Here is a 12,665-nt window from a genome sequence, read left to right as displayed (position 1 = left end):
GCATCGAATCTAGGTCAAGTTCTAAATGTAGATTCATTGAAACTTGACTTGTACGAAACGGTTCATTCGGGGTGGACGCTCGCATACGCGTTTGGCATCGTCGGAATTCATTCCATCTTTTCACTGGTGAGTTCCGGCACGGATCTCGCGATCCGAAGCGGCATTGTTCGAGGTCGCGATCCACGTCGCGCGTCATGCCGCAGAGTTCGCTTCAATCCCTCCGCCGCTATCTGAGCATTTCCGTGTTTGGTGGCGGCATCGTCGTTACGGTCCTGGTCCTGATCGCTTGCGGTCTCGGGATGGTGGCGATCGTCTCGGGCCATGTCGAGGGCGAACGGCGCAACTACCTGAACGGGCTGGAGCAAACGCTCAACGAGATCCAGGTGAGCGAGACCTCGTTCCGCAACGGCGTCGCGAATGCGCAGTTGATCTGGCGCGAGGCCGATAGCGCACCTGCATCGGTCGTCGATGCATTCTTCGGCGACGACCAGCGCGTCGCGATCCGGCCGCATCCGTCGCTCGTGCTCGGCGTGCCCGGGCAAACCGGCGACCGCGCCGAGGTGGCGCGCTACCTGTCGCTGTCGGTGCTGCTGTCGCGCATCTGCGCGGCGAGCTCGATCAATCGCGGGCGCACGCTGGAGGGCTACCACTACAGCACGCGCACGGGCATGTTCGGGCTGGTGCCGAACCGGAACCGCGACGATCCCGCGCTGGTTTCGCCCGACGATCGCGCACGCGTGCTGGACGCGCTGCGGATCGATTTCGAGCGCGCGTATCCGGGTGCCGTCGATGCCCGTCCGCACGTGCGCTGGCTGGCGCCGTTCACCGATCCCGTATCGGGGCAGACGCGCATCCGGATCGCCGCCGAGGCGCACGACAACGGCAAAACGTTTGCCGTGCTCGTCACCGAATATCCACCCGATTACCTGCTGTCGTGGTTGGCCGACTATCGTCCCGACGGCGCGTTCACCATCACGACGGCCGATGGCCGGCTCGTCGCGATGGACCCCGCCGCCGGCGGCGCCGGCCGCGAGGCGCGCCTGCTGGAACTGGCCTCGTGGCGTGGCGGCGGGCCGTCAGGTGCGCCGGTGTTCCGCGACGGCTTCCTGCTGTTTCACAGCACGCTCGAATCGACGGGCTGGACTTTCACGTATGCGTTGTCGTGGGCCGACGTCGCGGCCGGCGTCGCGCGTTCGGCCGGCACGCTGGCGGCGGCGACGCTGCTGACGCTCGCCGTCATGTGGGGGTTGCTGCTGCGTTTTTACCGGCGCGAGTTCGCGCCGCTCTACGCGCGCTCGCAGCGCGTGTTCGACAGCGAGGCGCTGTGCCGCAGCGTGATCGAGATGTCGCCGATCGGGCTCGGGCTGATCGCGCGCGATGACGGGCACTTCCTGCTCGCGAGTCCCGCGCTGACGGAAATGGTCGCGCGGCTCGGCGGCGACTATCACGCGCTGTCGAATCAGGTGGCTGCCGCGTGGCAGGCGCATGTCGCGAGCGGCGACGCGAGCACTGTGCTGCACGACGATCTCGTGCTGAGCGGCGACGAGGCCGCTCACCTGCATTTCGAATTCCTCGCATGCGGCGCACGTTACCAGGGCGCGGACGTGCTGATTGCCGCGGTCGCCGACACGACCGCGAAGCGGCAGCTCATGCAGACGCTCGAAGAGGCCGTGCGCGCGGCCGATTCGGCCAACACCGCGAAATCGTCATTCCTCGCGGCGACGAGCCACGAGATCCGCACGCCGCTCAACGTGATCCTCGGCAACCTCGAACTGCTCGAGCGCTCGGCGCTCGATGCGGTACAGCACGGCCGGGTCGACACGCTGCGCACGTCGGCGACGAGCCTGCTCGCGCTGGTCAACGACATTCTCGATTTCTCGAAGATCGAGGCCGGCGCGATGCAGGTCGAGTCGATCGAATTCGATGTGATCGCGACGGTCGCGCGCGAGTTGAGCGCGTTCGCGCCGATCGCGAAGGCAAAGGGGGTGCAACTGTTCTGCGAGGTCGACGCATCCGGCACGCAGCGGATGCGCGGCGATCCGACACGGCTCGCGCAGGTGCTCGGCAATCTGCTGAATAACGCGATCAAGTTTACGGACGCGGGCCGCGTGACCGTGCGTGTCGCCGTCGTCGCCGTCGTCGCCGGCGGCCACGAGGCGCCGGCGTTGTCGATCGCGATCGAGGATACCGGGATCGGCATTGCCGCCGGGCATCGGCACAAGCTGTTCAAGGCGTTCTCGCAGGTGGATACGTCGATCATGCGGCGCTATGGCGGCACGGGGCTCGGGCTCGCGCTGTGCGACCGGCTCGTCACGGCGATGGGCGGCCGCATCGATGTGGCGAGCGAGCCGGGCGTCGGCAGTTGCTTCACGATTCGATTGCCGCTCGGCACGGACATCGCCGCACCCGGCCGGCCGCGCAGTGCGCACGCATGTGCGCTGACGCTCGTCGCCACGCATCCCGAGTGGCGCGAATTCGCGTTGCCGCATCTGCGTGCGTGGGGATTCGACGTCGATGTGTACGACAGCCCGTCGAGCCTGCCGGGTGACCTGGCGGGCCCGGTCGTGCTGTTTGGCGATCTCGACACCTGGTCGCACGTGGAACTGGGCAGCCTGCGCGGCTGTGCGCCGCTGATTCTCGCCACGCGCGACGGCCCGCTCGAGCCGCATCGCGCGGGCGGTACGGTGCGCGTATCGAGTTATTCGCTTGGCGGCCTGCGCGCCGCGCTGACGTGCTGCGAATCGTGTCCCCGCGAAAGTGCGATCGCCCCTCCATCCGCCGGCGAGCCGTCGCATGTCGATATGTGCGGCCAGCGGCGCACCGGGCCCGTGCGGCTGCAGCCGTTCGTCTCCCGTGCATTGCGCGTGCTGGTCGCCAACGACGAAGCCATTGACGGGTCGATTTTCCGCGAGCAACTGCATGTGCTCGGCTGCACGGTGGCCGAGGTCGGGTCCGGGCACGCGGCGCTCGAATCGCTGGCCGGCGGAGGCTGGGATGTGCTGCTGATCGGCGCCGACCTGCCCGACCTGCGCGCGCACGAACTCGCGGAAGCCGCGCGCGTCCGAGGTGTCACGTGCGACGTGCTGGTCATCACGTCGCACGTGACGCCGGATGGCATGCGCCGCTACACGGCGGCGGGCGTGCGGCGTGTCCTGACGAAACCCGTGACGCTCACGCACCTGCGCGGCGCGCTCGCGCCCGCGTGGCAGCGGTGCGGCGCGGCTCGGGGAAGCGCGGCGAGCGGGCCGGTCGATCGCGAAGCATCATTGCATGGCAAGTAACCGACAACAGCGAACGCGGTAACGCATGTTCGAGATAACAGAGGCAGAGTGCCGGCGCTCGTCGGACGGCACATTTCAAAATCACACTGAGGGGGAAGGCCGTGCGTCACTTGGGGAAGATATTCGCACTGTTGCTCGATTTCGCGACGCTGTCCGAGCGGTCGCGTAAGGAATTTCTGACGATGATGAACGAGTACCTGCTGATGTCGCCGGCCCAGAGGCGGCGTGCGATCAACGAATGGAAAATGCGACAGGAAGGCGGGCGGCATGACGACTCCGGCGAATCGGTGCACCGTTAGCGCGCGGCGTCGGGCGGGCGCGCGTCGAGATAGTTCGGCGTTAGCGTATCGGGTCGCACCGCGTACGACATTACGCGGGTAGGCGCTCGGTTCAGGTCGACCGTCCGTACCGGCCACCGCGGTCGCAGACGGTCGGGCAGTACGGCCGATTGCCTCGGCAGCCTGGTCGATCCAGCGATCCGGAGATTCTGAGATTCGGCGAGCCGCAGGCGTCGAAGCGTGCCCGTTTCCGGCGCGCAAGGTGTGCCGAGCGGCGCGCGGGCGGCCCGACCGGCTGACGAAGCCGGATTTATCTTAAAATTGAGTCACTATTGTCCGGTGCGACAAATGCGGCCGACCGTCGACTGACGGCGCGAGCGTGCTCCCGTCGCGGCAGGAACCGGATGCATGACTGAAAGCCTCGGGGAGAAACAGGAACATGGACGAATTCTCAGTGCGCGTAATGGTGGCGGACGATCATCCGGCCTCGGCGCTCGGGATGTCGCAGGCGCTGCAAGGGAACAGCACGATCAAGCTCGCGGGCACTGTTTCGAACTCGACGGATCTGGTAGCGGCGCTCGACGCCCAGCCGAGCGATGTGCTCGTGCTCGACTACGTGATGCCCGGCGGCAAGTACGGTGACGGTCTCGTGCTGCTGTCGTTCCTTCAGCGTCGTTTTCCCGCGCTGCACATCGTGACGATCACGATGATCGACAACCCGAGCGTGCTGCGCGCGATCCAGAAGCAGGGCGTGAGCTGCATCCTCAGCAAGTCGGACGCGATTTCGCACCTGATCGGCGCCGTGCATGCGGCCTATGTCGGCGCGAACTACATGTCGCCGTTCGTCAAGCAACTGCTCCAGGACGGCGATTCCGTGCCTGTCGCGCGTGCGCTGACCACGCGCGAGATCGAGGTGGTCCGGCTGTTCGGCGCGGGTTATACGGTGGGCGAGATCGCCGTCCAGTTGCATCGCAGCAAACAGACCATCAGTTCTCAAAAATCGAGCGCGATGAAGAAGCTGGGGATCGTCCGCGACGCGGACCTGATCCGGTACGCGGACGAGGGCAATGTGCAGGATCCGCCCGTTTCGGGCGGGCCCGCCGCACGTGACTGACCCAAGCACGCGACGCCGCACGGGCTACGGGCGGGTGTGCTGCGCGGGCGGCACGGCGCCGATTCCGGTCCTGCGTGCATGCTCGACGTGTGACAGTTGCTCCTGCGACAAGCTGTCGCCAGCGCGGGCGAGTGCCGGCTCGCGTCCGATGACAGTGAAACCACGGCGAATCGTATGCCCGACACATTGAAAAGGCTGGCCGAGCAGGCCGCTGCCGTTGGCCGCAAGCCGTTCGACCCGGGGCGGGTCCGGCGCCAGCAACACGCGCTGCTGTACGGTGGCGGCGTGGTAACCACGGTGTTTATCCTGCTGTGCGCGCTGTTCGTCGTGCGGCTGGCCGTCGGCGACTACATCGGCCAGATGCGCTCGTCGTTCCTGCGGGAAGCGGCGCAAATGTACGGCGAGTTGCAGGTGACGAAGGTGTTGTCGGTACGTCTTGCCGACAGCGTGACCGAGGCTAGCCGGTCCCCGGACGTCGCGCCGCCGGCCGTCGCGCAGCGGTTCATCGACAACGGCGGCAGGCTGATCTTGCCCAATCGGTTCGGACAACCCGGCGTTGCCGTGTTCGCCGATATCGCGTCGGGGCAGCCGCCCGGCGCGTACCTGCGCTATATCGGCGCGCTCTACCGGCTGGGCAGATACGTATCCGCACCGTCGCCGCTGACGATTGCACCGAAATTCACCGCTTACCTGATGGGCGTCGACGGCGACTATCTGATGCTGCTCGGCGCCGAACTGGCCGGACGGGCGCCGGCGCGACTGGCCGGGGCGGATCTGAAGGCGCTGATGCGCCGGCTCGAGCCGGATAATACCGGCGGCGGCGTCATCATCGAGACGCGAGACGATCCGTTGCTCGGCAGGCCAGTGACCCGTTTCGTACAACAGCTACGCAACGTGGACGGAAAACCGTTCGCCTGGCTCATCTTCAACGGTGGTCCCGAACTCGACCGGGCCATGGCGCCGCGGACACCTGACGAGGAGAACGTGCTCGTCGACACGAGCGGGCATATCGTGTTCGGACGGCCGCACGACGACGCGCTCGTCCCGCGCACGCTGCAACGCGTGCTGAATCGAAGCCCCATCCCGATCATCCCGCACCGCATCGGCGGTCGGTTCGTGCTGGGCGACCGCCTGGCCGGCTCCGACCTCGTGCTGATCAAGAGCTACACGTGGCAAAGCGTGGCGATCGCCATTGCCGCGCGCATCGGCATTACGAGCGTCCTCGCGCTGTTAGGCATCGCGGTGTTGTGGACCGGGGTCGTGATGTTCGACCGGCGCGTGCTGCGGCCCGCCAATCGGCGCGCGGTGCGGCTGATCGAAAGCGAAGCGCTCAACCGGACGCTGATTCGCACGGCCCCGGCCGGGCTGGCGCTGCTGTCGCTTGCGGACGGCAGCGTGATCGTGCGCAACGACGCGATGGCCGGCTATGAGCGGCCCGAATCGGGGCCGCCGCTCGGCAGGCGGTTGTGGCAGGTCTATCGCGACGAGGTGCGTGACGACAGTGCGCTCAAGCTCGTCACGCACGAGTTCGCGATCGAACGCGCGGAACACGGGACTGCGTATCTCGACGCGCACATGGTGCGCGCCAAGTACCGCGGCATCGACGTGTTGCTGTGCACGTTGATCGACATCACCGCGCGTAAGGAAGTGGAGGAGACGCTGCGCGAAGCGCGCGAGGCGGCCGAGCAGGCGAACAAGGCCAAGTCGACGTTTCTCGCGACGATGAGCCACGAGATCCGCACGCCGCTCAATGCGATCATCGGCAACCTCGAGCTGATGGCGCGCGCGTCGCTGCCGTCGGCGGAGCGGCGGCGACTGAATACGGTCGCGTCGTCGTCGGACACGTTGCTGCGCGTGATCAACGACGTGCTTGACCTGTCGAAGGCCGAGTCGAACCAGATGGTGCTCGAGAGCATCCCGTTCGATTTGCGTCGCATGCTGGACGACGTGACCGCGATGTTCCGGCCGCTTGCAGAGGCGAAGAATCTCGAACTCGCGTGCCGTATCGCGCCGGAGCTGGCCGACGGCTACGTGGGCGACCCGACACGGCTGCGCCAACTGGTGTCGAACCTCGTCAGCAACGCGATCAAGTTCACGAAGCGCGGCGGCGTGACGGTGGAAGCGCGGCCCGCGCCGGCCGGGCGGCGTGTCGAGATCGTCGTCCGCGATACGGGCATCGGCATTCCCGAAGACGGTATGCCGACGCTGTTCGACGTCTATGTCCAGACCGATGCATCTGTTTATCGCCGCTTCGGCGGCACGGGGCTCGGGTTGCCGCTGTGCAAGCGCATCGTGACACTGATGGGCGGTGAACTGAGTGTCGACAGTCGCCTTGGCGAAGGCACGACATTTACCGCCGAGTTGCCACTGCCCGAAGCCGCGCAGGGTTGGTGTATCGACATGCCGGAACTGCCGGCGTTTTCGGACGCGGTACGCGGCTATGGATCGGTATCCGAAGCAGATGACGTGTCCCGTTCGACGGCGACAACCGAAATGGCCGCGCTGGCCCGGGAGAACGACGAGGAGCCGCTGCGCGTGCTCGTCGCCGAGGATCATCCGGCGAGTCGCGCATTGCTGCGCGACCAGCTCGATGCGCTGCATTACGACGCGACGATCGTTACCAACGGCGTGGAGGCGATGCGGGCGTTCTTCGAGCATCCGTACGACGTTGTGCTGACGGATCTCGGCATGCCGGAGCTCGACGGTTTCGCACTGGCGAATTTCCTGCGGGAGCAGGGTGCGACGGTGCCGGTGATCGCGATGACCGCGCATGCGACCGATGAGGATCGCCAGCGCTGCGAACGGGCCGGCGCGGTGGAGGTCGTGTTGAAACCGTTGTCGATTGCTACGCTCGAGGCGGTATTGCGGCGGCATGGTGGGCGACGGGCGGTGGCGGGCGGTGATGCACATGCGCCGGTGCATGACGGGCCGCCAGGCGTGACCGACGAGATGCGGCGGACGTTACGCGCGGCGACGCTGCATTCGCTGGCGGTGATCGAAGCTGCGATGACGGAAAACAAGATCGACTCGATCAAGGTCGAACTGCATTCGATGCGGGGCGGGTTCGCGATGGCGGGTGATGGAGACACGCGCGATGCTTGTGCGGAGATGGAGGCCGTTGTAGGCGAGGGCGGTGTGGGTGCCCTCAGCGCGCGGTGGCCAGGTTTTCGGGATGAGATCGGATTGGCAGTGCAGCGACTGGTTCAGCCGCGGATGTGATACGGGCGTGCGCAGGTAGCATAGTCCATTGCGAACTGCCTGGCACGCCGCCAAACTGTTTGCCGTCGGCAATGCGACCGACAGCAAACAGGCGGGGAAAACCGGTGTATCGACAGGTTGCGTGTGCTCGCTTGCGATACACCGCGGCGGCGGGGGAGATGAGCGGTAGCATGGATGCTTCTACCGCGTGATGCGCGAACGGTGGCCGGCGTGGCTCGAGACCCCGCACGAAGCCGGATTACTGATAACTCATCGTGAACGTTGCAATCGCGTCGGCGGTGCCACCCTTGAGTTTGGCGCCTGTCCTGACGTAACGCGCAGTGAGCGGAATCTCGACCTCTGTGTTGCCGGTTTCCGTAACGAACCATTGATTCTGGGTACCCGTCGCGCTCGAATCGGGGCCATACGAGACAGTCGTCGTGCCATTCTTGATCTGGACGCCCACGCCCTCTGCGGTCGAATTGCTCGTCAGATTCAGAATATTGCTCCGATTGGCAGATTTGGTCGCGTCGGTCAACGTGATGTACATCCGTGTCTTCGCCGTGCCCGTGCCGCCGGAGCATTTCAGGCCGATCTTGAACGATCTTTCCGGCCCGCCAGCGGTGTCGGTCATGCTCACCTCGCCGAACGGAATGTTGACCGTTTTCGTCGTGACCGCGCAGGTTGGCACGGTGGGCTTGATCTGGATCGAGCCGCCGATTTTGTATATTGCATACGTAAATGTCAATTTTTGAGGTCCGTATTGCGTTATCCAGGATCTTGCAAGTTCTCCGGTAAGCGAGCCACCCGCGGTGACCCGTCCGGTTTTGACAAGTTCGACCAAGAGTCTCGTGTTGGGGGCGACGAAACCCAAGGTGGTACTGAGGCCCGGAAATGTCCATGGCCACCAGTTGGTGAGGCCTTGTGAAAATCTCATCCGGACACCGATACCTTGCACGGACGTTGGCAACGTGTTGTAAGTTGGGTCGGCTGTTGCGCCACCGTATCGGCCATGCGTGAAACTTTCGAAAAAATTCTTGCACCGGACTTCGGCGTTCGAGTCGCCAATAAACTCCACTTCCTGTGATGCGATGACGGTGCCGTTCGGTGTTTCGGGATCGAAACTGGGCGCATTGTAGGCGGAAAGTGTGAATTCGCGGGGTTCCGTAGATCCGCCGGATGAACTGCCCCTTGGGTAGATTTTGCAGTCATCTGTCCAATCTGCCGCCAGTGCCGTACCGTGGTAGAGCATCGGCAAGAGCACTACCGCCAAACTGATCGAGAGTTCTTTTAAGTTCATGTTGCGTATCCATTTTCGATTGAATGGGTGCCGCTGGCACGGGAGGCGAACGACGAAAGTGTTTCGTGCGGCGGGCTGACTCGGTCATTGCTCGACTCGTGTTACGGCACACACGTCGTCTTGGATGCGATTCGTCTCGGTGCCACTTAGCCCCCTGCCATGCGGCAGCTCATTGAGACACGCTCATAGGCGCGTGCCTTGTCCTTCGGCGGCAGCACATAGTTGCCTTCACACGTACCTTCGCTCCAGCGAATGGACAGGCGCCCCTGATCCTGTACACCGAACACGAGCACGCGCGAATCGCTGTCGACCATGCCGAGCATCTTCCCGTCTGCGCTGTACGCGGTTGCGCCGAACGGCACCTTGCCGCCGTTTGCCGTCTTCACGTCGAACTGGATCCGGCGCCCGGTTTCCGCATCGAAACGCGCGGTCACGATCGCGCCTCGTGTGGGCACGACCGACTTCGAGTTGTCGATCAGTTCGGTATCGAAGCCGAGGCTTTCCGTATCGACGTTGAGCCAGTTGTAGCGATACGGCTGTACGTACGGCAGGACCGCATAACCGCGCCGATCGGTGCTGATGCTCGTCGACGCCGAGAAACGCGCGCCGCGCACGCCCGGAACCTCGGCGATTGCAAAGGTTTCGCCGACGGTCTGGCCGAGCGTGATGCCGCCGCGGTGCGCGACGATCGAACCCGATGCGCCGACGTCCACGTGCTTGCCGTGACCGGACTGGTTGTAGTTCGAGCTCAGCTTGACCAGCGGCGTGTCCCATCCGAGGCTCGCGCCGCCGGAACCGCCGGCATCCTTTGCATAATTGCCCTGAACCGAATAATTGACCGTGTTCTGGTCGTTCAGGAAGCCGCTGACGCCCGCCTGGACGTTCACGTCGCCGCCGGTCGACGCGACCGTATTCGCGAACGCGCGATGCGAGCGTGCGCCGCCGCCGAGCGGAATGCTGATCGATGCGGTGAACTGTGTATCGGAGCGCCCGAATGGCCCGGTATCCTGCGTACGCGCGACCGCAACGCTGTAGCTGAGGTTCTTCAGCGCGCCGCTGTAGCCGAGCTGGATATTGCGGCTCGAGCCGCCGCGGTTCCAGTAGCTCGTTTCGCCGATGCTCGCGTATACCGACCCGTTACTGCCGAGCGACTGGTTGATGTTCAGGTCGATGCGGCTCTTCTGGCGCTGCAGGCCGGTGCCCTGAATGCGGTCGAGATCGTCGACGTGCTGGCTGAGCGTGCGATACCCGTCGGTCGAGTAGCGATAGCCGACCATCGTGAGCGTCGTGTCGGTTGCCGTCAGCGTTTTCGAATACAGGAACCGGAAGCTCTGGCCGCTTGCCTTGCGCCCCGGCGCATTCGACTGGCTGTGCGTGACGTCGAACGACACGCCGCCGAGCGGCGAGTTGTAGCCGACGCCGAGTGCGATCGCGGCATAACGCTCGGCGCCGATGAGGCCGCCGTAGCCGGTCAGGTTGTCCGACACGCCGTAGACCACCGAGCCTTGCGCGAACTTGGGCCGCGATTGGCCGTAGCCGCGATACTGACCCGCGGAGAACGCGTAGCGCATCGTGCCGCGGCGGATCATCACCGGCAGGTATGAATACGACTGCCGGTAGGTGCGCACGCTACCGTCGGATTCGATGATCCGGACCTCGAGGTCGCCGTTCGAGCCGCTCGGGTAGATGTCGCGCAGTTCGAACGCCCCCGGCGTGACGGAAGTCGAGTAAATCACGTAGCCGTTCTGGCGAATCTCCACGACGGCGTTGCTCTGCGCGATGCCGCGCACGACCGGTGCATAGCCGACCTCGTTGTCCGGCAGCATCCCCGTATCGGAACTCACCTGAACGCCAAGGAAGCGCACGCTGTCGAAGATCTCGCTGGACGAATACACTTCGCCCATCGCCAGCCGGCCCTTGATGCGCTGCAGATCGCGCTCGACATAGGTGCGGTTGGCGGTGAAGCTCGATGCCGTGCCGCGGCGCCCCGTCAGCGACGACTCGTTGCGGAACCGCCATGCGCCGACGTTGAGGCCGTTGCGCAAGCCGAGGTAGTAGTAGTCGCTGCGATACCCGGAGTCGGTATCGTGGCTGAAGGTCGCCTGGTAGTTGGTGTAGGCCGCGGTGACGCCCTCGTTCCAGTGCGACGGGTCGACGTAGCCGCGCGACTGGCCCGGCACGTAGGCTTGCGGAATACTCACGTTGAGCGTCAGCATGCCGACGTCGAAATCAGACGACGCGCCTTCGACGAGATCGGCGAGGTTCACCTGCGCGTCGTCCGCAAGGCCGGATTCCAGCTTGTGTTCGCGCTCGAGGCGATTCGTGTCCACGCCGAGCGACTTGAGCAGCCCGTACGTGATGACCGGCTTGACTTCGCCCGAAGCGTTAGCCGTAAAGACGACGGATGCGCGCTTCGCGCTCCGCTGGTTCAGCGACACGTCGACGTCGTACGTTCCCGGCGGAACCGCGCTGCCTTGCTCGAAGTACTTGAGTTCGACAGGCGCTTCGCCCTTCTTCAGGAACATGTCGTTGAACTCTGCAGCCTCGACGGCGGCAGGCATGGCGATCGCACCGAGCGCCATCAGGCAGTACGCTCCCTGGCAAGCCGCTGCAATTTTCTTTACGGTTGTATTCATGCCTTGTTCGCGTGCGTTTCCCACCTGCCGATGTGTCAGGAATGCGCGCCCTCTAGTAAGTTAGTAGACCGGAATATGCGTGATACTTGATCGAGGCGGCGACGTGCTTCAGCCCGGTTACTTCGAGATAACCGCTTCGGTGCTGACGGTCGCGCCGAAATCGTTGATCGAATCGAATTCGACTTTCGCGTCTGCCGCGACCGACCGACTCGAGAAATCCTTGACGGCGACGCGTTGCGTCGATTTCGGTGCAACCATTTCCGGGGCAACCGTGTAGGCGTTCGAGCCGATATGGAGGCTTGCCCGCACGATGGACACGAAGTAAGGCGAGTCGTTGACGATCTCCATGGCCGGTTTGCCGTCGTTGCCTGCCCAGTGCCACTTCAACTGGCCGGGTGCCTCTTCGGGTTTGCCGGGAAGATCGGCGGGTCGATAGAAGAGCTTGATGCGCTGCCGAACCGCAATCTGCAGCGAGTTGTCATCCTTCGGTTTCTGCGGAATTTCCTGCACGTTGAGCCAGAAGACCGATTCGCGATCGGCCGCCAGGCCCTCGCCCGAGTAGAAGATGCGCAGCATTTGCTGCTTGTTGCCGCCGAGGCGGCTGAGGGATGGCGTGATGGCGAATGGAAGATCACTGCGCGCGTTGTTCGGCGCTTCCAGCCACGACTGGATCATTACGTCGTCTTTCGCCTGGTTTTTGACGAGGATGGACGCTTCCTTGCTTTTCGCGGTGTAGACCACCCGGGTGCTGGACAGTGAAATGCCGGCATGGGAGGGAGCGGAAAAGGACAGCAGAGAGCTGGCCGCGACCAGCCCGGCAATGAGCTTTTTTTTCATGTCGGAATCTGAATCTGGGCG

At 64.5% G+C, this 12,665-nt stretch carries 7 protein-coding genes; 4 read left to right on the top strand and 3 right to left on the bottom strand.

Going from position 1 to position 12,665, the window contains the following annotated elements; genetic code table 11:
* The first annotated feature begins 194 nt into the window (after window positions 1-194).
* The 4 genes from R9B84_RS33160 (at window position 195) to R9B84_RS33145 (ending at window position 7,892) form a co-directional block, all read left to right on the top strand.
* The gene (locus tag R9B84_RS33160) at window positions 195-3,281 is read left to right on the top strand and encodes an ATP-binding protein (protein ID WP_423761646.1); all 3,087 of its coding nucleotides are present in this window, start codon (window positions 195-197) and stop codon (window positions 3,279-3,281) included.
* A 131-nt stretch (window positions 3,282-3,412) separates the two neighbouring features.
* On the top strand, window positions 3,413-3,580 hold the full coding sequence (locus R9B84_RS33155; RefSeq protein WP_423761645.1) for a hypothetical protein: 168 nt from the start codon (window positions 3,413-3,415) through the stop codon (window positions 3,578-3,580).
* 418 nt (window positions 3,581-3,998) lie between these two features.
* Window positions 3,999-4,673 (top strand): response regulator, encoded by a 675-nt coding sequence (locus R9B84_RS33150; RefSeq protein ID WP_423761644.1) that lies wholly within the window; start codon window positions 3,999-4,001, stop codon window positions 4,671-4,673.
* Between the two features lie 174 nt (window positions 4,674-4,847).
* Window positions 4,848-7,892, top strand: a complete 3,045-nt coding sequence (locus R9B84_RS33145; RefSeq protein ID WP_423761643.1) for an ATP-binding protein — start codon at window positions 4,848-4,850, stop codon at window positions 7,890-7,892.
* Window positions 7,893-8,130: 238 nt separating this feature from the next.
* On the opposite strand, the gene R9B84_RS33140 is transcribed toward R9B84_RS33145, so the two are convergent.
* The 3 genes from R9B84_RS33140 to R9B84_RS33130 all read right to left on the bottom strand — a co-directional run bounded on the left by R9B84_RS33140 (window position 8,131) and on the right by R9B84_RS33130 (window position 12,644).
* The gene (locus tag R9B84_RS33140) at window positions 8,131-9,171 is read right to left on the bottom strand and encodes a fimbrial protein (RefSeq protein WP_423761642.1); all 1,041 of its coding nucleotides are present in this window, start codon (window positions 9,169-9,171) and stop codon (window positions 8,131-8,133) included.
* A 146-nt stretch (window positions 9,172-9,317) separates the two neighbouring features.
* Window positions 9,318-11,807, bottom strand: a complete 2,490-nt coding sequence (locus tag R9B84_RS33135; protein ID WP_423761641.1) for a fimbria/pilus outer membrane usher protein — start codon at window positions 11,805-11,807, stop codon at window positions 9,318-9,320.
* A gap of 117 nt (window positions 11,808-11,924) precedes the next feature.
* A complete protein-coding gene (locus tag R9B84_RS33130) occupies window positions 11,925-12,644 on the bottom strand; it encodes a fimbrial biogenesis chaperone (protein WP_423761640.1) in 720 nt (239 codons plus the stop codon).
* Window positions 12,645-12,665: the final 21 nt, after the last annotated feature.

Origin of the sequence: Burkholderia sp. NLJ2 (genome assembly GCF_049487195.1) — a bacterium.
Taxonomy (GTDB): Bacteria; Pseudomonadota; Gammaproteobacteria; order Burkholderiales; family Burkholderiaceae; genus Burkholderia; species Burkholderia pyrrocinia.
The sequence above is the reverse complement of the archived record's forward strand: the minus strand, read 5'-3'. Positions and strand labels throughout refer to the sequence as shown.